At 59.2% G+C, this 24,118-nt stretch carries 23 protein-coding genes and 1 pseudogene; 12 read left to right on the top strand and 12 right to left on the bottom strand.

Features of this window, described 5'->3' with window-relative positions; translation table 11 throughout:
* Positions 1–30 precede the first annotated feature (30 nt).
* From LRP59_RS10605 to LRP59_RS10565, 9 genes are all read right to left on the bottom strand, one after another.
* Positions 31–387, bottom strand: coding sequence for a metal-sulfur cluster assembly factor (locus LRP59_RS10605; protein WP_002514358.1), 357 nt, complete (start codon positions 385–387; stop codon positions 31–33).
* Entirely contained in the window at positions 387–872 is a 486-nt protein-coding gene (sufU, locus tag LRP59_RS10600) for a Fe-S cluster assembly sulfur transfer protein SufU (RefSeq protein WP_002514359.1), read from the bottom strand. The genes LRP59_RS10605 and sufU overlap by 1 nt, the downstream gene beginning before the upstream one ends.
* Complete coding sequence (locus tag LRP59_RS10595) at positions 869–2,110, bottom strand: aminotransferase class V-fold PLP-dependent enzyme (RefSeq protein WP_002514360.1); 1,242 nt, start codon at positions 2,108–2,110, stop codon at positions 869–871. The genes sufU and LRP59_RS10595 overlap by 4 nt, the downstream gene beginning before the upstream one ends.
* Positions 2,111–2,112: 2 nt before the next feature.
* On the bottom strand, positions 2,113–2,880 hold the full coding sequence (gene sufC / locus LRP59_RS10590; RefSeq protein ID WP_002514361.1) for a Fe-S cluster assembly ATPase SufC: 768 nt from the start codon (positions 2,878–2,880) through the stop codon (positions 2,113–2,115).
* Positions 2,881–2,886: 6 nt separating this feature from the next.
* The gene (locus LRP59_RS10585; RefSeq protein ID WP_002514362.1) at positions 2,887–3,210 is read right to left on the bottom strand and encodes a non-heme iron oxygenase ferredoxin subunit; all 324 of its coding nucleotides are present in this window, start codon (positions 3,208–3,210) and stop codon (positions 2,887–2,889) included.
* The gene (sufD, locus tag LRP59_RS10580; RefSeq protein WP_002531084.1) at positions 3,210–4,310 is read right to left on the bottom strand and encodes a Fe-S cluster assembly protein SufD; all 1,101 of its coding nucleotides are present in this window, start codon (positions 4,308–4,310) and stop codon (positions 3,210–3,212) included. Before sufD ends, LRP59_RS10585 begins: the two co-directional genes overlap by 1 nt.
* Before the next feature lie 160 nt (positions 4,311–4,470).
* On the bottom strand, positions 4,471–5,919 hold the full coding sequence (gene sufB, locus LRP59_RS10575; protein WP_148378660.1) for a Fe-S cluster assembly protein SufB: 1,449 nt from the start codon (positions 5,917–5,919) through the stop codon (positions 4,471–4,473).
* Positions 5,916–6,680 carry a metalloregulator ArsR/SmtB family transcription factor gene (locus LRP59_RS10570; protein WP_002514365.1) on the bottom strand — a complete coding sequence of 255 codons (765 nt, stop codon included), beginning with the start codon at positions 6,678–6,680 and terminating at the stop codon, positions 5,916–5,918. The genes sufB and LRP59_RS10570 overlap by 4 nt, the downstream gene beginning before the upstream one ends.
* Before the next feature lie 179 nt (positions 6,681–6,859).
* Complete coding sequence (locus tag LRP59_RS10565; protein WP_002531083.1) at positions 6,860–7,171, bottom strand: hypothetical protein; 312 nt, start codon at positions 7,169–7,171, stop codon at positions 6,860–6,862.
* On the opposite strand from LRP59_RS10565, the gene LRP59_RS10560 reads away from it, so the two are divergent.
* From LRP59_RS10560 to LRP59_RS10525, 8 genes and pseudogenes are all read left to right on the top strand, one after another.
* The gene (locus LRP59_RS10560) at positions 7,155–8,261 is read left to right on the top strand and encodes an extracellular solute-binding protein (protein WP_002521387.1); all 1,107 of its coding nucleotides are present in this window, start codon (positions 7,155–7,157) and stop codon (positions 8,259–8,261) included. The two genes, LRP59_RS10565 and LRP59_RS10560, sit on opposite strands and share 17 nt — an antisense overlap.
* 100 nt (positions 8,262–8,361) lie before the next feature.
* Positions 8,362–9,966, top strand: a complete 1,605-nt coding sequence (locus LRP59_RS10555; protein WP_002514367.1) for an ABC transporter permease subunit — start codon at positions 8,362–8,364, stop codon at positions 9,964–9,966.
* Complete coding sequence (locus LRP59_RS10550; RefSeq protein ID WP_002514368.1) at positions 9,966–10,871, top strand: sugar ABC transporter permease; 906 nt, start codon at positions 9,966–9,968, stop codon at positions 10,869–10,871. Before LRP59_RS10555 ends, LRP59_RS10550 begins: the two co-directional genes overlap by 1 nt.
* 25 nt (positions 10,872–10,896) lie before the next feature.
* Positions 10,897–11,960 (top strand): annotated as a pseudogene (locus LRP59_RS10545) (LacI family DNA-binding transcriptional regulator).
* A 166-nt stretch (positions 11,961–12,126) separates the two neighbouring features.
* The gene (locus tag LRP59_RS10540) at positions 12,127–14,610 is read left to right on the top strand and encodes a sodium-translocating pyrophosphatase (RefSeq protein WP_002514371.1); all 2,484 of its coding nucleotides are present in this window, start codon (positions 12,127–12,129) and stop codon (positions 14,608–14,610) included.
* Positions 14,611–14,653: 43 nt separating this feature from the next.
* Complete coding sequence (locus LRP59_RS10535; RefSeq protein ID WP_002521391.1) at positions 14,654–15,388, top strand: ABC transporter ATP-binding protein; 735 nt, start codon at positions 14,654–14,656, stop codon at positions 15,386–15,388.
* Positions 15,363–16,154 (top strand): ABC transporter permease, encoded by a 792-nt coding sequence (locus LRP59_RS10530; RefSeq protein WP_002521392.1) that lies wholly within the window; start codon positions 15,363–15,365, stop codon positions 16,152–16,154. Before LRP59_RS10535 ends, LRP59_RS10530 begins: the two co-directional genes overlap by 26 nt.
* Positions 16,151–17,038, top strand: a complete 888-nt coding sequence (locus LRP59_RS10525; RefSeq protein ID WP_032504795.1) for a heme A synthase — start codon at positions 16,151–16,153, stop codon at positions 17,036–17,038. The genes LRP59_RS10530 and LRP59_RS10525 overlap by 4 nt, the downstream gene beginning before the upstream one ends.
* Before the next feature lie 95 nt (positions 17,039–17,133).
* On the opposite strand, the gene LRP59_RS10520 is transcribed toward LRP59_RS10525, so the two are convergent.
* The 3 genes from LRP59_RS10520 to LRP59_RS12170 all read right to left on the bottom strand — a co-directional run bounded on the left by LRP59_RS10520 (position 17,134) and on the right by LRP59_RS12170 (position 19,969).
* Positions 17,134–18,642, bottom strand: a complete 1,509-nt coding sequence (locus LRP59_RS10520) for an exo-alpha-sialidase (protein ID WP_002514375.1) — start codon at positions 18,640–18,642, stop codon at positions 17,134–17,136.
* Between the two features lie 114 nt (positions 18,643–18,756).
* Positions 18,757–19,770 carry a heme o synthase gene (locus LRP59_RS10515; RefSeq protein WP_002521394.1) on the bottom strand — a complete coding sequence of 338 codons (1,014 nt, stop codon included), beginning with the start codon at positions 19,768–19,770 and terminating at the stop codon, positions 18,757–18,759.
* A 67-nt stretch (positions 19,771–19,837) separates the two neighbouring features.
* On the bottom strand, positions 19,838–19,969 hold the full coding sequence (locus tag LRP59_RS12170) for a hypothetical protein (RefSeq protein WP_002517005.1): 132 nt from the start codon (positions 19,967–19,969) through the stop codon (positions 19,838–19,840).
* A 25-nt stretch (positions 19,970–19,994) separates the two neighbouring features.
* On the opposite strand from LRP59_RS12170, the gene zwf reads away from it, so the two are divergent.
* The 4 genes from zwf to LRP59_RS10490 all read left to right on the top strand — a co-directional run bounded on the left by zwf (position 19,995) and on the right by LRP59_RS10490 (position 24,085).
* Positions 19,995–21,569, top strand: coding sequence for a glucose-6-phosphate dehydrogenase (gene zwf, locus LRP59_RS10505; RefSeq protein ID WP_002514378.1), 1,575 nt, complete (start codon positions 19,995–19,997; stop codon positions 21,567–21,569).
* Positions 21,570–21,578: 9 nt separating this feature from the next.
* The gene (locus tag LRP59_RS10500) at positions 21,579–22,511 is read left to right on the top strand and encodes a glucose-6-phosphate dehydrogenase assembly protein OpcA (RefSeq protein WP_002514379.1); all 933 of its coding nucleotides are present in this window, start codon (positions 21,579–21,581) and stop codon (positions 22,509–22,511) included.
* Positions 22,508–23,242 (top strand): 6-phosphogluconolactonase, encoded by a 735-nt coding sequence (pgl, locus tag LRP59_RS10495; RefSeq protein ID WP_002521397.1) that lies wholly within the window; start codon positions 22,508–22,510, stop codon positions 23,240–23,242. Before LRP59_RS10500 ends, pgl begins: the two co-directional genes overlap by 4 nt.
* Positions 23,243–23,581: 339 nt before the next feature.
* Complete coding sequence (locus LRP59_RS10490) at positions 23,582–24,085, top strand: DoxX family protein (RefSeq protein WP_009640237.1); 504 nt, start codon at positions 23,582–23,584, stop codon at positions 24,083–24,085.
* Positions 24,086–24,118: the final 33 nt, after the last annotated feature.

Genomic DNA, 24,118 nt, shown 5'->3' with positions numbered 1-24,118 from the left:
TCTTCCTGACCACCCGGACTATTCGTCGGTTCACACATTGAAACCAATCGCCTGAAGCTGCGCCCGACCATCGTCGGTGATGCGCTCCAGACCCCACGGCGGCAACCATACCCAATTGATCGTCACGGACTTCACAATCCCCTCCAACGCGGTCTGGGTGTCGTATTCCAGACGATCAGTCAACGGACAGGTAGGGCTCGTCAACGTCATATCGATAGTGACACTACCCTCATCATCGATATTGACTCCGTACACGAGACCAAGATCAACAACATTAACCATAAGCTCGGGATCAATAACGTCCTTCAACGCCTCAATGACATCATCAACAGTCGGCATAGCCGTCAATGCCACCTCTTGAGCAGGCAACGCATTCTCTTCGCTCATCAACCCTCTTCCTTCATCTCGCTCATACCAGCACCAACCTTCTCCGCAGAACCCTCAGTCACCTTAAGCAAACTATCTTCCAAAGCCGACCAGCCCAGCATCGCGCACTTCACCCGGGCCATGAGCTTGGCAACTCCCTCGAAAGCCACGGCATCCTCGTAGATATCCTCGTCAAGCTCGACGGTGCCACGCGAGCGCATCATGTCCTGAAAGCCCCGATAAAGGTCCTGAGCCTCACCAATAGTCTTACCAATAACAAGATCCGTCATAACAGACGTCGATGCCTGCGAAATCGAACAGCCCACAGCATCATAAGACACGTCAGTAATGACGTCCCCATCTACATGCACCCGCAGCAGCAACTCATCCCCACAAGACGGGTTGACCTGCGTTACCTCGGCGTCATAGTTCTCGCGCAGACCGCTGTGATGCTTCTCCCGGTAGTGGTCCAGGATGATCTGCTGGTACATCTCTTCGACGTTCATGCCACACCTCCGGCGAAGAAGTTCCGAGCGTACTCGACAGATTCGACGAGGCGGTTCACCTCGTCGGTAGTGGAGTACAAGTATGACGACGCACGGAGGGAGGACTGTATTCCCAATCTCTCATGCAACGGCCTGGCGCAGTGGTGACCGCCTCGCACCGCAACGCCATGACCATCCATGATGCTCATCGCGTCATGTGGATGCACCCCCTCGATGGTGAAAGACACCGTTCCGGTACGAGCGGTGGCGTCGCTTGGTCCGAGGATGTGCACTCCCTTGACGGTCTGGAGCTCTTCGAGCATCCGAGCAGCCAGCTCATGTTCGTGCTCGGCGATGGCCTGCATCCCGATGCCATCTAGGTAGTCGGCGGCCACCCCGAGGGCAGCCAGCTGTGCGATCGGCGGGGTGCCTGCCTCAAAACGATGTGGAGGCTCGGCGTAGGTCGATCCCTCCATGCGCACGACCTCGATCATCTCGCCGCCTCCGAGGAAGGGCGGTAGCTCAGCGAGGAGGTCATAGCGTCCCCAGAGAATGCCGATACCCGTCGGACCGCACATCTTGTGACCGGTGAAGGCCACCAAATCAGCGCCCAAGGTCGTCATATCGACAGGTATCTGAGGCACGGCCTGAGACGCGTCGACGACCATGACGGCACCGACGGAGTGGGCCTGCTCGGCAATCTTCCCGATGGGATTGATCGTCCCCAGCACGTTCGAGGCCAACGTCAACGAGACGACCTTGGTGCGCTCATTAATGAGCCCCTCCGCCTCAGCCTTCTCGAGGTCGAGGCGGCCGTCATCAGTGATGTCGAACCACCTCAGGGTGGCACCGGTGCGCTGACAAACGATCTGCCACGGAACCAAGTTGGAGTGGTGCTCCATCACCGAAATGACGGCCTCGTCATCAGGTCCGAGACGCTCACCCAGGGTGTACGCGCACAAATTAAGGGCTTCAGACGCGTTCGACAGAGCCACCACTTCCTCAGGGCGCGCCGCCCCGATAAAACGCGCGAGGCGTTCCCGCCCACCCTCATAAGCCTGGGTGGACTCCAACCCGAGCTGGTGCATGGCCCGTGCAACGTTGGCGTTGTGACGCGCGTAGTGCTCGCTCAGAGCGTCAATGACAACCTGGGGTTTTTGGGAAGTGTTAGCCGAGTCGAGGTACGTCAACGGGTAATCCCCCACCCTGGTGGACAGGATGGGAAAGTCTTTCCTGATCTTCTCGACGTCGTAGCTCATAATTAGGCGTTGGCCTTGGCAGCGGACAGGTACTTCTCGTAGCCTTCAGCCTCGAGCTCTTCGCCCAGCTCCGGACCGCCAGTAGCGGCAACCCGACCGTCGACGTAGACGTGAACCTGAGTGGGTTTTACGTAACGCAGGATGCGGGTGTAGTGGGTGATGAGCATCAGACCGTGCTCCGGATCAGTCATGTAACGGTTAACCGTGTTGGCGACGACTTTGAGAGCGTCGATGTCCAGACCGGAGTCGGTCTCGTCAAGGATGGCGAACCTCGGGTGCAGCAATTCCAACTGAGCCATCTCGGAGCGTTTCTTCTCGCCACCAGAGAATCCCTCATTGACGGAACGCTCAGCGAAGTCCGGATCAAGCTCCTGACGGGTCAGGGCCTCGTTGACCTCCTTGACCCAGGTGCGCAGCTTCGGGGCCCGGCCTTCAATAGCGGTGCGGGCAGTGCGTAGAAAGTTGGCGACGGAGACACCAGGAACCTCGACTGGGTACTGCATCGACAGAAACAGGCCGGTACGAGCACGCTCGTCAACGGTCATGGCCAGCAGGTCCTCACCGTCGAGGGTCACGGAACCACCGGTGACCGTGTACTTGGGATGCCCGGCCAGGGTATATGCCAGGGTCGACTTGCCCGAACCGTTCGGCCCCATGATGGCGTGGACTTCTCCGGAATTGATAGTCAGGTCGACTCCCTTGAGGATCTGCTTGGGACCGGCCTCGGTCTCAACGTCGACGTGAAGGTCATTGATCTGCAGGGTTGCCATGGTGGTTCAGGACTCCTTGATGATGGGATTGGCGACGTCGACGAGAACGTTGTCGCCGTCGATAGTCACGGGGTAAACGGGAAGTGGTTCGGTGGCGGGGAGGCTACGTGGCTCCCCTGTACGCAGGTCGAAGAAGGAGCCGTGCATGTAACACTCCAAGCCGCAATCGACGACCTCTCCATCGACCATTGGCACCTCGGCGTGAGTACAAGTAGCTCCAACGGCAAAGACCTCGCCGTCGGTGCGCACCAGAACGACGTCGATGCCGTCGACCTCGAACTCCTGCGGGGAGTTCTCTTTCAGGGCCGAAAGGGTAGTGGCGACGGACATCAGCCCTCCTCCACCGAGGGGGAGGATCCGAGGCTCTCGACAAGTTCGGCCTCAATGCGGGCCACAAGCTCTTCAGAGATCTCGGGCACGCCGATCTTACGGACGATGTCGGTGAAAAAACCGTGCACGACAAGGCGGCGGGCCTCAGCCTCCTCGACACCCCGCGATTGCAGGTAGAACAGCTGCTCGGCGTCGAAACGGCCAGTGGAGGCCGAGTGTCCGGCGCCGCGAATATTGCCGGTCTGGATCTCCAAGTTTGGTACCGCGTCGGCACGACAGCCCTCGGTGAGGACGAGATTCTTATTTGACTCGTAGGTGTCAATGTCCTCTGCCACCGGGCGGATCAGCACGTCACCGATCCACACTGAGTGCGCATCCTTGCCCTGTAAACAGCCGCGGAAGTCCACGTGAGACTCGGTGCTAGGGGCGTTGTGATCGACAAACAAACGGTGCTCGATGTGCTGACCGGCATCGGCGAAGTAGGCGCCGAGCTGAGTCAGATTTCCGCCGGGGCCGTTGTAGGAGGCCGTCTGACAGATGCGCACGGCTTTGCCGCCGAAGCTGGCCTGGGCGGTGCGGACGGTGGCGTCGCGGCCAATCTCAAAAGAGACCTGAGCCCCGTGGATAGCAGCATCATCCCACTCCTGGACGAAAAGCACCGTAGCCTGTGCACCATCACCAATACGGAACGTCCAGTTCTCACCAAGGTTAGCCACGCCACGGTGGCGCACAATGACAGTAACTTCGGCATGATTACCAATCTCGACGACCACGTTGTGGTGGCAGGCGATGTCATCGTTGTGACCGGCAACAGTGACCTCGACCGGAGCCTTGAGGGAGGTCTCGGCTGGGATGACGACGCGGCGATTGACGGCGTGCGGGTCAGCCGCAGCCAAGGCCGACAGACGATCCTGCGGGGTCTCGGCCATGTCCTTCAGCTCACTCGTGGCCAGGTCGGTGACGGTGATGCCGTCAGCCCCCTTGACGTCGACGTCGATGACGCTGGCCTCCTGACGTGGCTCGAGGGCGACCTCGGACAGAACCGGTGTGAAGGTCTTAATCGGGGTGAACCGCCAAATCTCCTCGCGCCCGGTGGGCATGGGGTGGTCAGCGATCTCCCATGATGGGGTGGGGTGCAGATGGGATTCGACGTCGTTTTCGATAGTGACGTTGTGGCCCTTGCCGGGCGCGGCAACTGGTGCGCTCAACGCGGTGTCTCTCTTTCTCGAAAAAGTGGGGTTCGTTGGGGCCGGGGTCGGATCAGCCGACCGCACCCTCCATCTGCAGTTCGATGAGTCGGTTGAGCTCCAGGGCGTACTCCATCGGCAACTCCTTGGCGATAGGCTCGATAAATCCGCGCACGATCATGGCCATCGCTTCTTCCTCAGTCAGACCACGCTGCATGAGGTAGAACAGCTGGTCCTCGCTCACCTTGGAGACAGTAGCCTCGTGGGCCATCGACACCTCGTCAGTACGGATGTCGTTGTAGGGGTAGGTGTCCGATCGCGAGATGTCGTCAACGAGCAGAGCGTCACAGCGCACAGCTGAAGACGAGTGATGGGCGTCCTTACCGACGGAGACCAGGCCGCGGTATGCGGAGCGTCCCCCACCTTGGGAGATCGACTTGGAGACGATCGTCGACGAGGTGTAGGGGGCCTTATGGACCATTTTGGCGCCGGTGTCTTGGTGCTGACCTTCAGCAGCAAAAGCGACCGACAGCGCCTCACCCTTGGCGTGGGGGCCCATGAGGTAGCAGGCCGGATATTTCATATTGGCTTTGGAACCGATATTGCCGTCGATCCACTCCATCGTGCCGCCCTCTTCGACGTAAGCGCGCTGGGTGACGAGGTTGTACACGTTGTTCGACCAGTTCTGGATGGTCGTATAACGGCAACGAGCGTTCTTTTTAACGATGATCTCGACGACCGCGGCGTGCAGGGAATCCGACTTGTAGATCGGGGCAGTGCAGCCCTCGACGTAGTGAACGTACGCGCCCTCGTCGACGATAATCAGGGTCCGCTCGAACTGTCCGAGATTCTCGGTATTCATACGGAAGTAGGCCTGCAGCGGGATGGTGCAGTGGACACCCTTCGGCACGTAGATGAAGGTGCCACCCGACCACACCGCAGAGTTGAGGGCGGAGAACTTGTTGTCACCGAGCGGGACAGCGCTGGCAAAATGCTCGCGGAAGAGCTCAGGCTCCTCCTTGAGCGCAGTGTCAGTGTCGAGGAAGACGACACCCTGCTTGCCGAGCTCCTCGTTAATCTTGTGGTACACCACCTCAGACTCGTACTGGGCGGCAACGCCGGCAACCAGACGATCCTTCTCAGCCTCCGGGATACCCAGACGGTCGTAGGTGTTCTTAATATCGGCGGGAAGGTCCTCCCAGGACGCTGCCTGACGCTCCTGAGCACGCACGAAGTACTTGATCTGGTCAAAGTCAATCGTGCTGATGTCGACACCCCAGGTCGGCATCGGCTTGCGCTGGAAAAGCTTGAGAGCCTTGAGACGCATATCGAGCATCCACTGTGGCTCATGTTTCATAGCCGATATGCCACGCACGACATCCTCGGACAGTCCGTGCCGGGAAGCCGCGGCGTAAGCGTCAGAGTCGTGCCAGCCATATTTGTAGCCACTCAGGGCAGCCAGGTGTTCGTCTTGACTGGCGCCGGCGCCCGGGAGGCTTGCGGGAGTGTCAACCTGGGTCATGAATGGTCCTTTCGGATGGATAGACTCTTGGACGGCTCGGCTAGTGCCCGACGAGTAATCTCAACATCGACGGGAACGTGGGTGGTGCATACCCCGTCACCGTGCGCGATCGTCGCCAACCGCTGAACGTGAGACCCAAGGAGTTCCGAAAACAGCTGAGTCTCGACATTGCACAGCTGCGGGAAGACCTTAGCCACCTCCGCTACGGGGCAATTATGTTGGCAGATCTGTTGCCCCGCACCAGCTGGTTGGATGGTGGCCACATAGCCGTCGGCCGACAGTACCTCAGCCAGCAGCTGAGCCGGGACTTCGTCGGGGCGCGCCTGACGCAGCGCTCGGTAACGCGACTCGATGTCATCGACTCGAGCCTTAGCCACCGCGTCAAGAGCAGAGGGGCCCGCTGCATCGGCAAGTTGTCGAAGGGCCGATATCGCCAGGTCGTCGTAGGCAGTGTAATAGTCGGCACGCCCGTGATCGGTCAGGAAGAAGACGCGGGAAGGTCGGCCCCTTCCGCGAGCTCCAAAGACCTTCTTCTCACGGGAATCGACAAGGCCCTGACTCACAAGAGCGCTGAGATGGCGACGTACCGCCGCCGCTGTCAGACCAAGACGATCGGCCAGTTCGCTGGCCGTCGACGGGCCATTGTGCAGGATGGACGACATCACACGATCTCTCGTGGGGCTGTCCACAGTCTCCTGCTTGTGCTCGCCGACGATGTCGCGACCTGCGACGGCCACCTCGGTGTCGGTCGAATTTTTCACAACTCCATTGTTGCCTAAAAGAGGACTGGTGCAAGTAAGTCAGCCCTAAGACGAAGCTGTGAGCTCTCTACTCTTCGAAAACCCAACAATTACTGCTGTCATCGCACCGACATACAGAGCAGGAACGACAGCCCCCAACCGCATCTCACATGCATACACACGTTGAGAGAAAACTCACATCAAACACTCTGGACACCCATGAAAGATTTTGCAAGAATCGCGTCAGCTTGCAAGGCAGTGACAACGAAATGTCCTCCTGATGCAAGAACGCTCGCTCGACGATGAGGGTCGAGCTGCCTCGAAAGGTGTGACCCCATGTCCGACATGACCCGTCGCTCAATGCTCCTTGGAAGCCTCAATGTTGCTGCCATCGGCGTCCTGTCCGCATGTGGTAGCAACGACTCCCCCTCCACATCCGCGTCCTCGTCATCAGGTAAGAGCTCCTCCGCAGCTGGAGCCACCGGCTCAATCTTGGTGTGGACCGACTCCAACCGTGAGCCCGTCTTGCGCAAAGTTGCCGAGCAGTTCAAATCCGACACCGGCGTCACCGTCAAACTAGCCGTCAAGGACTTCGCCAAGATTCCCGACGACTTCATCACCCAGGTGCCCACCAGCAAGGGCCCCGACGCCGCCATCGCCGCCCACGACGCCACCGGGCGCATGGTCCAAAATGGCGTTGTCGCCCCCTTGGAGCTCGGTGAAACCTCCGCCTATCAGGACGTCGCCATCCAGGCGTTTACCGTCAACGGCAAGATCTACGGCATCCCCTACGCCACCGAGAACATCGCCCTAGTTCGCAACACCAAATTCGTCAAGGACGCCCCAAAGACCTTCGACGACATGATCGAGATGGGCAAGAAGTCCGGGGCCAAGTACCCCTTCCTCGTCGGTTTGGATCCCAAGCAGTCAGATCCGTACCACCTGTACCCATTCCAGGCCTCCTTCGGGGCCCCAGTCTTTGAGCTCAAGGACAAAGGATTCGATTCCAGCAAGGTCGCCATGGGAGGTACCAACGGCGAGAAGTTTGCCTCCTGGCTAGCCGATCAAGGCAAGACCAAGAACTTCAACCTAAACGTGTCTCAAGACATATCGAAGGATCTGTTCGCTAAGGGCCAGACAGCATTTATCCTCACCGGCCCCTGGAGCCTCGACAGTTTCACAAAGGCCGGCATCAAGTATGAGATCAGCGAGGTCCCCTCAGCAGGTGATCGGCCCGCCACACCGTTCGTCGGCGTCCAGGGGTTCTGGATGAGCGCCAAGACTAAAAACGCCGTTGCCACTCAAAAGTTCCTCGTCGAGTACATAGGAAACCCCGACGTCCAAGCCGAACTGTTCAAAGTTGGACACCGTCCGCCGGCCAACAAGCAGGCTTTTGAGGAAGCCAAAACTGATAAAGACGTCGCCGCATTCGGTGCCGTCGGCCAAAAGGCCGTCCCGATGCCAAACATCCCGGCCATGGGCTCAGTGTGGGCCGACTGGGGCGTTGCTCAGGCCGAGATTATCAGCGGCAAGGCCTCTAGCCCGAAGGCCACCTGGGACGCAATGGTCAAGGCCATCGACGAAAAGATCAAGAAGGGCTGATCGCAGCTATCTGGTGGGGCATACCGCATAGTATGCCCCACCCTCGCAACGCCAATGACGGCGTTTCCTATGACCCGTGAAATCGGAGAATCCCCACATCATGTCGTCATCGTTAACCATCAACCGCAAGACCCGAGAAAAACGTGTCGCCGCAGCGAGCGGCAAGTACTCCGGGTCGCTGTGGGCCTGGATCACCAAGATCGCCTTGCTCGGCATCCTCGACGCCATCGCCGTCTACGGCGTTATGACCGCCATTGCTCACAGTTCACCCCTGATGGCCATCGTCATCGCTGCCGTCGCCATCATCGTCACCGTCATATACGTGCCACCCAACCGGATGTTGCCCGCCAAGTATCTGGCACCGGGCATCATCTTCATGGTTTTCTTCTCGGTAGGCGTGATGGCCTATACGATCTATGTGGGTTCCACGAATTATGGCGACGGCCACAACGGCAGCCGTGACGACGCCGTCGCCGCCATCCAACGCAACCACCAGGAACGCGTCCCCAACGCTCCGGCCTACAACTCGAGCGTCGCCGAAAAGGACGGCAAGCTGGCCCTGATCGTCATTGACCCCGACACCAAAAAGGTACAAGCTGGCACCCCCGACCAGCCTCTAGAACCGGTCAAGGGAGCTGAACTCAACTCTTTAGGCAAGATCAAGAATCTTCCGGGTTACCGCGTCCTCGCTTTCTCCGAGGTGTCCCAACGCAGTGACGAGATCTCCCAGTTGCAGGTTCCCGTCTCCAAGAACTCTTCGGCCAGATTCATCCGCACCACCACCGGCTCGCAAGCCTTCGAATTCATCTCGACGATAACCTACGACAAGAATGCCGGGACGATGACCGATAAAAAGGGCACCGTCTACAGAGAAAATGGGCGTGGCAATTTCGTTTCAGTTTCTGGTAAAGCGCTAGAGCCAGACTGGAAAGTTACCGTCGGGTTCTCTAACTTCAAGAAAGCTCTCACCGACCATGACGTACGTAGGCCATTCCTGCGAGTAACAGCGTGGACGTTCGCCTTCGCGGTGCTGTCGGTACTCACCACCTTCGCCCTCGGTCTCGCCCTGGCCCTGTTATTCAATGACGCATCTATGAAGGGGCAGCAGACTTACCGGATACTCATGCTGCTTCCCTACGCCTTCCCGGGCTTCTTGTCGGCCCTGGTGTGGTCAGGCATGTTCAACCAAGAGTTCGGCCTTATCAACCAAGTATTGTTAGGCGGAGTATCGATCCCATGGCTGACTAATCCTTGGATTGCTAAGGCAGCCGTTCTTATCGTCAACGTGTGGCTGGGCTTCCCCTACATGTTCATCATCTCGACGGGCGCCCTGCAGTCCATCCCGTCCGACATTCTGGAGGCCTCTCGGATCGACGGCGCAAGCACCTGGCGAACCTTTACCAAGATCAAGCTTCCACTGCTCATGGTGCCACTGGCCCCGCTGCTCATCAGCTCTTTCGCCTTTAACTTCAATAACTTTGTCCTCATCTACATGCTGACCCTCGGTGGCCCCCGGTTCACCGACACCAGCCTCGACGTCGGCGCTACCGACATCCTTATCTCGATGGTGTACAAGGTTGCCTTCTCTGGAGCTCAACGCGACTATGGCCTGGCGAGCGCTTTCTCTGTCATTATCTTCATCATTGTTGGCGTGATCTCCTGGCTCGGGTTCCGCCAGACCAAAACCCTTGAGGAGGTCAACTGATGAGCACCGCAACAGTGGCTTCTGCAATCAAAGATGCCAACCGCAACACCCCGTTTTCCAAGCAGTTCAAGTCACAGTGGTGGCGTCACCTCCTTGGCATCATCGCCGTAGTCTTCGCGGCCTTCCCCCTGGTCTATGTCCTCTCGGTCTCCCTCGCACCGGGTGGCACCCTGACTGGTTCGAACAAGCTGTTCTCCCAGATCGACTTCTCGAATTACTCCAAACTCGTGAGTGACCCGGTGCGTCCTTATGGGCAGTGGTACCTCAACACCCTCATCATCGCCGCTGTCACCGCAGTGCTAACCCTCTTCCTGGGAGCGCTTGCCGCCTACAGCTTCTCTCGAATGCGCTTCAAAGGACGCCGTGGCGGGCTGTTGACCCTCATGCTGGTGCAAATGTTCCCGCAGCTGCTGACGGTTGTCGCCATCTTCCTACTGCTTACCTGGCTCGGTGACGTCTACCCGGTGTTGGGCATCGGGTCAAGATTGGCTCTCATCATGGTCTATTTGGGCGGCGCTCTGGGAGCGAATACCTACCTCATGTACGGATTCTTCAACACCGTGCCACAATCCCTTGACGAGGCAGCACGAGTAGACGGTGCCGGCCACGCCCGTATTTTCTTTACCCTCATCCTGCCGTTAGTAGCCCCCATTCTGGCGGTCGTCGGACTACTGAGCTTTATCGGCTCCTTCACTGAGTATGTCGTGGCCTCAGTGATCCTCGGCGCTGACCCGCATACCTCCACCCTGGCCATCGGCTTGTACCAGTACGTGTCCACCGAAACCAGCTCTAACTGGGGTGTCTTCGCGGCCGGCGCTGTCCTCGCCGCCCTGCCCCCGATGGTGTTATTCCTATGGCTACAGAAGTACATCGTCTCCGGTCTGACCGGCGGAGCCGTCAAATGATGCTGACACGTTGCCGGGAGGAAATATGAGCGGACCAACTTTGGCTGACATTGCCTATCAAGCGGGCGTAAGCCAGGCGACCGTCTCGCGAGTCCTCAACGACAAGCCTGGGGTATCTAGCCCCACCCGGCAGTGTGTCCTCACCGCCCTCGACGTACTGGGGTATCAACGCCCCACCCATCTCAAACCCGTCGCTACCGGCCTGGTGGGGCTCATCGTTCCTGAACTCACTAATCCGGTCTTCGCGAATCACGCCCAAGCCATTGAGACCTTGCTCTCTAGGGAGGGATACGCCACTGCGGTGTGTACCCAAGCCCCCCGGTGGCATGCGTGAGGACGACTACATCCGGGTCCTGCGGTCGCGTCAGGTCGCCGGGATCATCGTCATATCGGGGTCTCACGCCGACACCACGGCAGACATGTCTACCTACCACGAACTGGTTGACGTCGGACTGCCGTTGGTTCTTGTCAACGGCTACTCCCCCAGCATTGCGGTTCCCCAGATCAGTGACGACGATGTATCTGCCATGGATCAGGCCGTTGCGCACTTGGTTGGGTTAGGTCACAAGCACCTAGGTCTAGCCGTCGGTCCGCGACGATACGTTCCGGTGCAACGTAAGGAACAGGGTTTGCGGGCTGCCGTGGATCGTCATCTCGAAGGACGGGGCAGGGTCACCGTCAGCAATACGGTCTTCTCTGTTGACGGCGGGGCTCGTGCTGCCGTTGATTTGCTCGGCCAAGGGGCCAACGCCATCATCTGCGGCTCTGACCTGATGGCCTTGGGAGCGATTCGCGCCGCAAGGGCGCAGGGATTATCGGTTCCCGATGATGTATCAGTGATTGGGTGCGATGACTCGGCCCTCATGAGGTACACCGATCCCCCATTAACGAGTCTTCGTCAGGACGTCAAGCTTATTTCCACGATGGCGATCCAATCCCTCATGGGGTCAATTCGCGGCGACACCGCCTTCCTCGGTGAGCGTCTGGTGCAACCCGAGCTCGTCATCCGGGGTACGACGGCACCGGCCCGAGTGCCGACCGTAAATCCCTCCTGTGAGCCGCAGATACCGAGCCGCGCTGTGCCTATGAGCGATACCCGCTTCGCCCGGTGACATTCTGCACATCGCGACTCTGACTGCTGACAAGGGGACCATCACGTCATACGGTTAGAAGTAAGGCCTGCACGGATGCAGGTGCACGAGAGCTCTCAGGAGAGAGACAGCATCGTGAACACGGTTGACAAGGGGGTTTCCCCATGAAGCGCCTACGTGGCTGCGCACTGCCCATACTTCTTACCACCCTCGCCCTAGCTGGATGCAGTTCCGGCAGGCAGACCAAGGGAGGAGGTGGCGGTGAGGCCAATCTGAAGCTGCCTCCTCTCAATGAGCACGTCGGAAACGTCTCCGGGACTGCCCTGCTGTGGATCGGACTGGTGATCTGCCTGTTCGGTTTGGGATTCGGTCTGGTGACGTATTCCAAGCTGGAAAAGTTACCCGTCCACGAGGCGATGCATGAGGTTTCCGAACTCATCTACGAAACCTGTAAGACCTACCTTAAGCAACAGGCCAAGTTCCTCATGCTGCTGTGGGCTTTCATCGCTGCGATTATCGTCGTGTACTTCCTGCTCCTCGAACACATGGGCGCCAAGGTGCTCATCATCTTGCTGTTTAGCCTTGTCGGGATGGCAGGATCTTTCGGAGTCGCCTGGTATGGCATTCGCGTCAACACTTTCGCGAACTCCCGTACCGCCCATGCGTCACTGCGCGGTTCCCCATGGGCGACCTTCGACATTCCCATGCGTTCTGGCATGAGCATCGGCATGGTCCTCATCAGCGTCGAGTTGACCCTCATGCTCTTCATCATGCTGGTGTTACCCGGCGATCTCGCTGGCCCGTGCTTCATCGGATTCGCCATCGGCGAGTCCCTCGGCGCTGCCTGTCTACGTATCGCTGGCGGTATCTTCACCAAGATCGCTGACGTCGGCGCCGACCTTATGAAGATCGCCTTCCACATCAAGGAAGATGACGCCCGTAACCCGGGTGTCATCGCTGACTGCACCGGTGACAATGCCGGCGACTCAGTCGGCCCGTCCGCTGATGGATTTGAGACCTACGGCGTCACTGGCGTAGCCCTCATCACCTTCGTGCTGGGAGCCGTTCCGGATCAGACGGAGCAGGTCCAATTGCTGGTGTGGATCTTCGTCGTCCGCGTGGTCATGCTCATCGCGTCCTTCGTGTCTTACCTCATCAACAACGCCGTCGCGAAAGCCCGCTACGGCACGGTCTCGGAGATGGACTTCGAGAAGCCGCTGAGTTCCCTGGTGTGGATTACCTCGGTGATGTCGATCCTGCTAACTGTCCTGACCACCCGGTGGATGCTCGGTTCAATGGGAGACGGAACGATGTGGTGGAAGCTGTCCATCATCATCTCCTGTGGCACCTTGGCCGGTGCCCTCATTCCGGAGCTCGTCAAGGCCTTCACCTCAACGAATTCTCGTCACGTGCGTGAGGTCGTGACGAGTGCCCGAGAGGGAGGCGCTTCCTTGGACATCTTATCTGGCCTGGTCGCCGGTAACTTCTCCGGATTCTGGTTGGGCATCATCATCGTCGCCCTCATGGGCGCATCCTTCCTCGTCTCGGGCACCGGTTCGGGCCTGGGCGATATGGGAACTATGAGCGAAGTCAAATGGGCAGTCTTCGCTTTCGGTCTCGTCGCCTTTGGCTTCCTCGGCATGGGTGCGGTGACGATCGCTGTCGACTCTTACGGTCCGGTGACCGATAACGCCCAGAGCGTCTACGAGCTGTCGACTATCGAAGATATCCCGAACGTCTCCGACGAGTTCGAGAAGCACTATGGATTCGCCCCCAGGTGGGACATCGCCAAGCGCATCTTGGAAGCTCAGGACGGCGCTGGTAACACCTTCAAAGCCACTGCCAAACCGGTGCTCATCGGTACTGCCGTCGTCGGCGCGACCACGATGATCTTCTCGATCATCATGATGCTCACTGAGGGCCTATCGAACGCTGCTGAGGTCAACAAGTTAGGCCTGGCCCACGCCCCATTCCTGCTCGGCCTCATCACCGGCGGCGCCGTCATCTACTGGTTCTCCGGAGCCTCGATGCAGGCTGTCACGACCGGCGCTTACCGGGCCGTCGAGTTCATCAAGAACAATATGCAGCTCGATCAGAACGCCACCAAGGCCTCCAGTAAAGACTCCAAGAAGGTCGTCCAGATCTGCACCGAGTATGCCCAGAAGGGCATGCTTAACATCTTCCTGGGTGTGTTCTTCGCAGCCCTCGGGTTCGCTTTCGTCGATCCGTACTTCTTCATCGGGTACCTGATCTCGATTGCCATCTTCGGCCTTTACCAAGCCATCTTCATGGCCAACGCTGGTGGCGCTTGGGACAACGCAAAGAAGATCGTTGAGGTGGACCTGGATGCCAAAGGCACTGAGCTGCATGACGCTTCGGTGGTTGGTGATACCGTTGGCGACCCATTCAAGGACACCTCATCGGTGGCCCTTAACCCGGTCATTAAGTTTACGACTCTCTTCGGCCTGCTAGCTGTGGAGTTGGCAGTGTCGATTGGTGTCGGTTTGCTGACCTACATCCTTGCCGCGGTGTTCATCCTCGTCGCTTGCGTCTTCGTCTACCGTTCCTTCTACGGCATGCGAATTGACTCGACGAAGGATCCTGAAGAGTTCAGCGTCGTCGCTAAGGAGGCTGGCAGCGGGTCGTGATTGGCAGAAGGGTTCTACACTGGCCGTCGTGCCGGAAACCCCTTTGACTCTGGACCCTCACGCTCCAACAGAAGTCCTGCTTCTCGAGGACGTGAGGGTCACCTTCGGTCATGTTATTGCCCTTGATGCTCTGAGTTTGACCGCTGTCACCGGCGCTATCACCGCTGTGCTAGGCCCCAATGGTGCGGGTAAGACGACGATGATGCGCTGCTGCACATCTCTCATCTCGCCCGACTCTGGGCGCATCGACGTACTTGGCCATGCCCCAGGCAGCCCCGAGGCCGCCGCTGCCACCGGACTCATGCCTCAGAGCTCCGGTGCCTGGAGCGGCATCCGAGCTGGCGAGCTATTGCACTACATGGCGGGTCTGCACGCCAATCCCATCGACCCGGACCTCCTCATCGAAGCGCTAGCGATTACCCCTTTTGCGCACACCACCTATCGACGCCTCTCCGGCGGCCAACAGCAGGCCGTCAACCTTGCCGCCGCCCTGGTTGGCCGCCCCAAGCTGGTATTCCTCGATGAACCGACCTCGGGGATGGATCCTCACGCCCGTCATCATACGTGGGATATCGTTGAGCAAATGCGTCATGACGGTGTCTCCGTCGTGCTCACTACCCACAACATGGATGAGGCTCAACGGCTGGCTGATCACGTCTGGATCGTCGATCGCGGCAGGGTCGCAACTCATGGAACTGTGCCAGAGCTCACCGCTGAGTCGAGTTTGGAAGATGTGTTCCTCACTCACACTAGTGACCGCGCAGCAGGGAGGAATTGACATGACGACACTCGATCTCCACCCCGCACCTCAGGCCGCACCGGCTGCTGCACGCGTGCGTAACCACGCTCTCACCGAGGTGCGTCTGGTGATGCGCAACGGTGAGCAGCTGCTACTAGCTCTCGTCATTCCCATCGGGATCATCGTCGCCGGGCGCTTCCTGGGCAGCCGGGTCGGACTGACGATGGACGTCTTAGCACCCTCAGTGCTGGCGCTCGCCATCTGGTCGACATGTTTCACTTCCCAAGCGATCATGACCGGTTTTGAACGCCGTTACGGGGTGCTCGAACGATTGTCCGCAACTCCGTTAGGTCGGTCGGGACTGCTGGCTGGCAAGGCGATGGCTTACTCCGTTATCAGTCTCGCTCAGGTGATACTGCTTGTCATCATCTCTTTAGCGCTGAGCTGGCACCCCCACGGTTCCGGCCTGGCCTGGCTCCCAACCCTGGTGAGCGTTGTGCTCGCCATGATGACATTCGGGCTCGCAGCACTGGCAATGGCCGGCTCTCTCAAAGCTGAAGTCACTCTCGGACTGGCCAACTTGGTATACATCGTCGGTCTGGTTGCAGGAGCCGTAGTGTGGCCGCTGGCGGATTATCCGAAGGCCATTCGCCCCGTCATCGCTGCCCTGCCTACTGCTGCCCTCGGAGAGTCACTGCGTGCCTGGGGAGTTGGACAAACTCTGTGGTGGCCACTAGCAAGCCTGGCGGGCTGGGGGATTCTGCTCGGACTGTTGGCCCGAAAGGTGTTCACGTGGATCTCATGACTGCCCGGGATCGTCTTCTGTACGGCTGGTGTATCGCAGCTCTCGTTACCAATATGGGCATCGTCGTCACGGGTGCAGTGGTACGTCTGACCGGATCGGGCCTGGGCTGCAATACCTGGCCCCACTGCACCGCCGGATCGTTCACCCCACATGAGGCGATGGGAATTCATTCCTTCGTCGAGTTCGGCACCCGGCTCCTCACCTTTGTACTTGTGGCAGTCGCTATCGGGGCTCTCGTGCGCTGTTACCGGGTCAAGATCACAGCTCAACTCATGGCTCTTTGCTGGATCAACCTGGTGTCAATCGCTCTACAAGCTGTCATCGGTGGAGTTTCAGTGCGGGTGGGCCTTAATCCCTTTGTGGTGGCCCTGCACCTGCTGATGTCGGTGGCGATCATCCTTGTCAACGTCAAGATGATCTGGCTGGTCGGTCCCCATTCCTGTGAGGCCGTTGACGGACTCACGATGGGCCTAGTGCGAGCCACGGTGGCAATGATGTGCGTTGTCATGTGGCTAGGAACGGTAGTGACGGGGTCAGGGCCCAATGCCGGTGACTCGGGCTCAGCGCGCACCGGGTTCAACATCGAAACCGTCGCGCGGCTGCACGGCATCTCGGTGTGGATCACGGTGGCACTGACGATCGCCTGCCTGGCCATCGCCACAGCCCGTCATCTAGCCATGATGCGTCGCTGGAGCATTATTTTGGTGGCGGTGGAGATCTATCAGGCGATCGTCGGATATTCGCAGTACTTCGCCCACCTCAACCCGTGGCTAGTTATCTGGCACATGGTTGGCGTGTCCTTAGCAGCAGCGGCAGTCGGGGCCCTGTGGTGCAGTGTGCGTCCTACGCCCTCGCCGGTACTCAACCGGCAGTCTTCAGCGTGAACTGCAAGACTGACGGCCCCCTGACCGGCTAGGTAGGTCGTAGCCGGTGCAGATGACCCGCCAGATACCCGCCGCCCTCCGGCCCCGGTCAGCGCTCAGTCTCCTGTGTGCGGCAAACTAGTGGGACGCGACGAGGCACCTCCGTGAAGAGAACCGGAGGGGGTCGCAGTAAGCGGGAGAGATGTGCCAGAAGTTGGCTCTCCAGAAGTCGGCCTCCCGGAAGGAGCCACCGGGCACACGGAATTCAACCACCCCATCGGAATGGTGGAGTACCGAATACCGTCGCGCTCCCACAGAACGCCCAACGCCCCGTCGGACTGCACCGCTGCCGTGGTGTATCCGACTTCCCCGGGCATGTAGGTCTGATGACTGACCCATGTCCGTCCGTCATCGCAGGAGACCGAGAGGGTACCGTTTACCCGTTCCGTGGCATTGCGGGCATTCGTGAATAACAGGATCCTGGCTTTCGCCGACCCGGCCCGGGCATTGGGGTAAGCCCGAATGATCTGGGCGTTGTTGGTGGGGTCGATGAGGTCGTCGACCAGCTTCACCGGCCCCCAGGTCAAGCCACCGTCATGGGAATAGGCCACTTTGCGCCGACCGGAACGGGCTGCGTCCCTGGAATTGAGCATGAGGGTACCGTCGGACAGTTCCACCACCTTGTTCTCGTCCATCATTCGGCCCACCGGGTTGCCAGCATGCCAGGTGATGCCGTGATCATCGGAATAGATCGACTGGGCCTGTTGGCCGACACTGTTGCGCACCGTCATCTGGGCAATGAGACGTCCAGCGTGGGGGCCGTGGAGCAACGCTATGCCCTGCCCTGATGCCACGAATCGTGTCCGAGTGGTGGGATCCGGGGTGATCTCGCGCGTGATGTCTCGATAGGTCCAAGTGTGTCCATTGTCGGTCGATGTAGAGACCTCGGCGTGCAGAACATGACGATCATCCGGGTCCGTGCCCACCTCCGATGTGGCGAATCCTCTGTCGTAGGACTTCACGTGAAAATTGAGGATGTGGCCCGTGGCTGGATCGACGAGATAGGAAGGATCGGAGTATCCCACCTTCCTGCGACCCAGGGTCCCGGCATGGATGACGGTTTGCGGACCCCGCGTCCTACCGTTGTCGCGAGAGCGGCGCTGCACGATGGAATTGGGGTTAGGCGCATCGGCGGCGCTCCCCGGACGCAGATCGTAGGAGGCCAGCAAATCGCCGTTCGAAGCGGTCGCAAGGGCTGGGATTCGGTAAAAAACACCTGCCGGATGCTCATTGACAGCCAAATCCACGACGGGGCCAAGGAGCATCCGTGTGCTCGAATCAGCACGAACATCCGGCAGAGGTGCCGGCACTGCTGCGGGCCATGTCCGGTCGACTTTCATAATGGCTCCCTTGGCGTTCCGGACGATATTCTTACCGAAGAAGAGATGAGTGCCCGACTGATCGGTGCTGGTGATATCACCCGTGACGAGCTTCGGCTGGGTGGTGGCCGCATCTGGGGCCGGAGCCCTGCCTGATGCCATAGCTGACTGCGTCACCATGGGAGCCCCGATGACGGCCATGATTCCGGCAATGGCCAACGCGCTCAGTTTCGTGGTCAAAGTCATGCCATGCTCCTTTGCATGTGGTGTTGACGTGCCTTACTAGCCGTTGCGGTAAGGCTAAATGGATACGATACGGGGCTGCGGGGAAACCCGCCAATAACACCCGCATTACGGTCATCACAGATGAATGAGCGGATCAACCGCGATAGCCAAAAAGAGCAATGACAGATAAGTATTCGACCAATGGAATAGACCCATCGGTTTGAGTAAGGCATCACGCAGGCCAGCATTGGCACGGCGCAGCAACTGGGCCGCCTCGACGATGAATACCGCGCCTGACACCACTGCGACGACGACGTAGATCCACCCCATATGGGCCACCGGCCACAGCACCAAGGAGATCGCCACCGTCATCACGGTGTAGATGAGGATCTGGATGGCCACTTCGGGGGCATCCCTGACCACCGGGAGCATGGGCACGCCAGCGGCTTCATAGTCTTCGCGATACCGGAAGGACAGCGCCCACGTATGCGGTGGGGTCCACCAGAAAACGATGAAAAAGAGCACCAACGGCTCCCATCCCACGCTCCCGGTGACAGCGGTCCAACCGATAAGGGGCGGGAAGCATCCGGCAATACCGCCCCAAATAGTGTTTTGCCAGGTACGACGCTTGAGCAGCATAGAATACACGAAAACGTAAAACAGGTTGGCAATCAACGCCAGCGCAGCTGATAACCAGTTCGCGCCGAATCCCAGGATGATGGTGGCAATTATCCACAGTATGATTCCATAAATAAGGGCACTGCGACGCGGCACTTGATGACGCGGGAGAGGACGGCGCCGAGTCCGACGCATTTTTTGGTCAATATCGACGTCAATGACACAGTTGAACACGTTGGCACTGGCAGCAGCGAAAAGTCCACCAACCATCGTCGCGATCACTAAACCGAGCTTCGGCACACCATGGGAGGCCAGGAACATCACCGGTAGGGTTGTTACCAAGAGCAACTCGATGATGCGTGGCTTTGTCAGAGCGACATAGGCATGCACTACGTCACGACTCGACAGCCGGGGACGACCTTGCTCCTGCTCCACCTTAGTCTCGACAGGATCGGGACGCTGAGAGGCTGGCGCCGTCGCCACGTGCGTCGTCTGGTTGCTCACGGTGTCCTTCGAAATCGAGAAAGGCATTGCGGCCACTGTTGGGCACGGCACATCCGTGAAGTGAGAAGTGCCACGAATAGCCGTCTTGACGATTTTAGGCTTTCTGGCCGCCGATGTCCTCATCACCAACCTTCCGAATGGGGTTCTCGGTGTCAGCCCGTCGCTGAACACAATCACCAGTGGTTCGACCAGCTACCGTTGAGCAGGTGGAATAACGGTTCCGCACAACATCACCAGGAAGGACGGGTGAGGTGGCAGGTCGAGACGCATCAGGAAGCACCACCAGAGCGATCAGCGGACTGCGTGGCGACCGCGTCAACCCATTGCGGGACCCCTCAGACCGCAGACTGCCACGCGTCGCCGGGCCGTGCGTTCTAGTCATGTTCGGGGTTACCGGTGACCTTTCACGCAAGAAACTCATGCCAGCTGTCTACGATCTGGCGAACCGTGGCCTACTCCCACCAGGTTTTGGCCTGGTGGGTTTCGCCCGTCGAGATTGGGAGGACGAGGACTTCGCCAAGGTCGTACACGACGCCGTGGCCGAGCATGCCCGTACCCCCTTCCGCGAGGAGGTGTGGGAGCAACTACTCGAAGGCATTCGGTTTGTCCGCGGCGAATTCGACGATAACGACGCCTTCGAGAGATTGGCTAACACGATCCGCGAACTTGATGAGGAACGAGGCACTGGTGGTAATCACGCCTTCTACCTGTCGATCCCGCCGAGATCTTTTGAAGCGGTCATAAGCCAGCTCAAACGTCATGGCATGACCGGCCACGACTCCTCTCACTGGAGCAGAGTCGTCATTGAGAAACCCTTCGGACACGATCTGGAAAGTGCCCGCGATCTCGACGAGATCATCAGCAGCGCCTTCAGCCCAGAATCGGTATTCCGCATTGACCACTACTTGGGCAAAGAGACCGTCCAGAACATCATGGCGTTTCGGTTCGCCAACCAGATCTTCGAGCCGATTTGGAATAACCATTACGTTTCGCACGTCCAGATCACCATGGCAGAGGACATTGGCATCGCTGGCCGGGCTGGTTATTACGACGGTATCGGAGCCTCCCGCGATGTCATCCAGAACCACTTACTGCAACTCATGGCACTGACCGCCATGGAGGAGCCGACGAGTTTCGACGCCAAGCAATTGTGCGCGGAAAAGATTAAGATCTTAGCTGCAATTCAACCGCCTGACAACATGTTCGCCCAAACCTGCCGCGGCCAATACGTGGCTGGTCGCCAAGGAGGCGAAAGGGTGCGCGGCTACCTTGAGGAAGACGGAGTCGATCCTCGCTCCCGCACCGAAACCTATGCCGCTGTGCGGCTGACCATCGACAATCGACGCTGGGCTGGAGTTCCGTTCTATCTACGCACTGCCAAACGAATGCCTCGACGAGTCACTGAGGTCGCCTTGAATCTGCAACGCGCCCCGCATCTACCCTTCTCAGATACCGCAGCTCTCGGCACCAACGCCGTCGTACTGCGTATTCAGCCTGATGAGGGAGTTACTCTGAAATTCGGCGCCAAAGTGCCCGGCACCCAGATGGAACTTCGCGATGTCACGATGGACTTCGCGTATGGATCTTCCTTCACCGAGGCCAGCCCGGAAGCCTACGAGAGACTCATTCTTGATGTTCTCTTGGGCGATCCGCCACTGTTCCCCCAACATGAGGAGGTCGAATTGGCTTGGAAGATCCTTGACCCGGTGCTGGATTTCTGGGCCGAGTCCAACACTCCCCCGTGCGAATATCCGGCCGGTAGTTGGGGACCGTCGGAGGCTGACGAGATGATCGCCCGCGACGAGTTCGTCTGGCGCAGGCCTTGAGGAGGAGACATGATCGTCACGCTCAACGACACCACCGCCTCGAAGATTGGTGGGGCCATCGTGGAGGCCCGTCGTACCGTTGGTTCTGGGTCTGGGTTGGTTCACACCCTCATTTGCATCTGTGACTCTTCCCACTTCGATGCCGCCTTCGAGGCGGCCAGGGATGCCGCCCGTCAGCACCCGTCACGCCTCCTCATGGTCGTGACGACGCGTTCTCGTAAAGACAAGCTTGACGCCGAGGTGCATGCCGGTGAAGGCACCCCCGGGGATGTCATCGTGCTGCGGTTTTCCGGAGCCATGGCGAAGCGTCCTGCCTCAGTTATCCTTCCGCTGCTACTGTCGGACTCCCCCGTCATTGCGTGGTGGCCCTTCTCCGGCCCTGACAACCTCGCCTCGGACCCCATCGGAGCCCTTGCGGACCGCCGCATCACCGACTCGGCAGCTGACAAAGATCCGTGCAAAGCCCTCATACGCCGTGCGGCTCACCTAACCGAGGGTGACTCCGACCTGTGTTGGGCTCGCACCACCAGCTGGAGAGCCCTAGCTGCAGCAGCTTTGGATCAACATCCAGCGACCGTCAAGTTCGCTCGGGTAGAGTCAGCCGCCGGTAATGCGCCGGCGATGCTGCTGGCAGCCTGGCTAGGATTGCGTCTCGGCGTCCCGGTCGAGCGGGTGACAACCGACGTGCCCGGCATCTCCGCGATCGTCATGTCGACCTCAGGTGGTGACATCGAGATACGCCGTCGCAGCGGCAGATACGCCGCCTACCGGATCCCGGGAGAACCAGCGCGTGGAGTAGCCCTGGACCGTCGTGAGGTACAGATGCTCATCGGTGAGGAGCTTCGTCGACTCGGCCCCGACAAGGTGTTCACCGCTGTCATGGCTGAAATTCACGATGGGGCGGGCCGAATCTCATTGACGAATGGTAGGGATGAGTCATGACAAGCCGACGCCTCATGCGGTACCAATCCGCCCAGGGGCTGGCCGAGGGGGTTGCCCACCGGCTAGTACAGACGATCGTCAGGATCCAGGCCGCGCAGGAACGTATCGACCTGTGTCTCACCGGCGGGAGGATCGCCAATATCGTCTATGCCGCTATGGAAGACGTTCCCGAATGCGCCAAGATTCGTCCAGACCAGTTACACGTCTGGTGGGGTGATGACCGATTCGTCCCCACCGGTCATCCTGACCGTAATTCCCTGCAAGCCCTGTCTCTATTGTCGTCAGCTATCCGTCTGGACCCTTCAAAGACCCACGTTATGCCCGCCGCCGACGGCAAGGCCGATCCCGACGAGGCCGCCTATTCCTACGCCCAGGAGCTCGGCGGTGTCGTCTTCGACATTTGTTTGCTGGGGATGGGTACCGACGGCCACGTTGCTTCCCTGTTTCCAGGCCACCCCTCCTTCAATCCCACAACAGCCGCGCTGGCTGTTGGCGTCACGGATGCTCCCAAGCCTCCGCCGGATCGTCTCTCAGTTACGATGCCTGTCATCAACAGGTCGAAACGAGTCTGGTTCCTTGTCAGTGGGCCCGAAAAAGCTGAGGCTGTCGAGAAGGTTTTTGCTGGAGACGAGTCCTTGCCGGCTACCTGGGCCAACGGCACTATCGAGACGAGTTGGATGGTCGACCATGACGCCTCGATCGGTCTACCGAGGTACAATTGCTCGCTGTGATGCCGCGGTAACTACGGCGTCACCACGGTCGTAGCCCCGCTGCGTGGTCCAGCGGCTCACAGACCACACGACCGGGCGAGTTGTCGCTGACAGCTAACATTAAAGACGACACATTGTGAAGCTTTAAGGAGAATTGGTCCACCCCGACTTACACTGTTCACGGCACACCGTGGCAGGGCCTGACTCAGCTAGACGGCAGCGCGACCCCCGACGAGCTGCTCAAGGCCATCGTGTCAGCTTAATAACGCCGGACGACCGGGCAACTGATCGGCACAGTCATCAAGACGGGTCATCCACGTCGTAGGTGACATATCAATTACTGTGGTGAACCCGACTAGGATGTCAGATATGGACTCTCAACCATCGTCGCGCTCTTCCACAGTGCGCGACTGGGTGGGCCTGGCGGCCCGGATCATCCTCGGTGCCACTCTCCTCGTTGCGGGCATCATCAAGGCCACCGATATAGACTCCACGATCTGGTCGGTGCGTACCTACCAGATCGTGCCGTGGGACCTCGCCCCCGTCATCGGCTGGACGATGCCGATCCTCGAGATCATCGTCGGGCTCATGCTCATCTTTGGTATCGCGACGCGCTGGTCTGGTCTTCTCGGCACCCTGGCTATGGCCGTCTTCATCGTCGGGATTTCCTCGGTGTGGGCGCGCCACATCTCGTTGGACTGCGGGTGCTTCGGCAACGGCGGGCCTGTCGACCGAAATTGGGACCTCACCCAGCGCACCTATCTCCTGGACATTCTGCGTGATCTCGGCCTCACCTTGTGCGGAGTATGGCTAGTTATCCGACCCCGCTCGGCACTGTCCGTAGATCACTGGATTACTAGTTGAGACATGAGTGAGCAGCAAGTTCGGTTACCCGAC

The organism is Cutibacterium sp. 37298, assembly GCF_023838685.1.
Lineage (GTDB): Bacteria > Actinomycetota > Actinomycetes > Propionibacteriales > Propionibacteriaceae > Cutibacterium > Cutibacterium acnes.
This window is presented reverse-complemented; position numbering and strand designations above follow the sequence as displayed.

What these genes read in the sequence shown, in the direction of transcription:
- LRP59_RS10605 (WP_002514358.1), bottom strand. Translation starts at nt 387, where the DNA reads ATGAGCGAAGAGAATGCGTTGCCTGCTCAAGAGGTGGCATTGACGGCT.
- sufU (WP_002514359.1), bottom strand. Translation starts at nt 872, where the DNA reads ATGAACGTCGAAGAGATGTACCAGCAGATCATCCTGGACCACTACCGG.
- LRP59_RS10595 (WP_002514360.1), bottom strand. Translation starts at nt 2,110, where the DNA reads ATGAGCTACGACGTCGAGAAGATCAGGAAAGACTTTCCCATCCTGTCC.
- sufC (WP_002514361.1), bottom strand. Translation starts at nt 2,880, where the DNA reads ATGGCAACCCTGCAGATCAATGACCTTCACGTCGACGTTGAGACCGAG.
- LRP59_RS10585 (WP_002514362.1), bottom strand. Translation starts at nt 3,210, where the DNA reads ATGTCCGTCGCCACTACCCTTTCGGCCCTGAAAGAGAACTCCCCGCAG.
- sufD (WP_002531084.1), bottom strand. Translation starts at nt 4,310, where the DNA reads ATGCCCACCGGGCGCGAGGAGATTTGGCGGTTCACCCCGATTAAGACC.
- sufB (WP_148378660.1), bottom strand. Translation starts at nt 5,919, where the DNA reads ATGACCCAGGTTGACACTCCCGCAAGCCTCCCGGGCGCCGGCGCCAGT.
- LRP59_RS10555 (WP_002514367.1), top strand. Translation starts at nt 8,362, where the DNA reads ATGTCGTCATCGTTAACCATCAACCGCAAGACCCGAGAAAAACGTGTC.
- LRP59_RS10550 (WP_002514368.1), top strand. Translation starts at nt 9,966, where the DNA reads ATGAGCACCGCAACAGTGGCTTCTGCAATCAAAGATGCCAACCGCAAC.
- LRP59_RS10540 (WP_002514371.1), top strand. Translation starts at nt 12,127, where the DNA reads ATGAAGCGCCTACGTGGCTGCGCACTGCCCATACTTCTTACCACCCTC.
- LRP59_RS10525 (WP_032504795.1), top strand. Translation starts at nt 16,151, where the DNA reads ATGACTGCCCGGGATCGTCTTCTGTACGGCTGGTGTATCGCAGCTCTC.
- LRP59_RS10520 (WP_002514375.1), bottom strand. Translation starts at nt 18,642, where the DNA reads ATGACTTTGACCACGAAACTGAGCGCGTTGGCCATTGCCGGAATCATG.
- LRP59_RS10515 (WP_002521394.1), bottom strand. Translation starts at nt 19,770, where the DNA reads ATGCCTTTCTCGATTTCGAAGGACACCGTGAGCAACCAGACGACGCAC.
- LRP59_RS10500 (WP_002514379.1), top strand. Translation starts at nt 21,579, where the DNA reads ATGATCGTCACGCTCAACGACACCACCGCCTCGAAGATTGGTGGGGCC.
- pgl (WP_002521397.1), top strand. Translation starts at nt 22,508, where the DNA reads ATGACAAGCCGACGCCTCATGCGGTACCAATCCGCCCAGGGGCTGGCC.
- LRP59_RS10490 (WP_009640237.1), top strand. Translation starts at nt 23,582, where the DNA reads ATGTCAGATATGGACTCTCAACCATCGTCGCGCTCTTCCACAGTGCGC.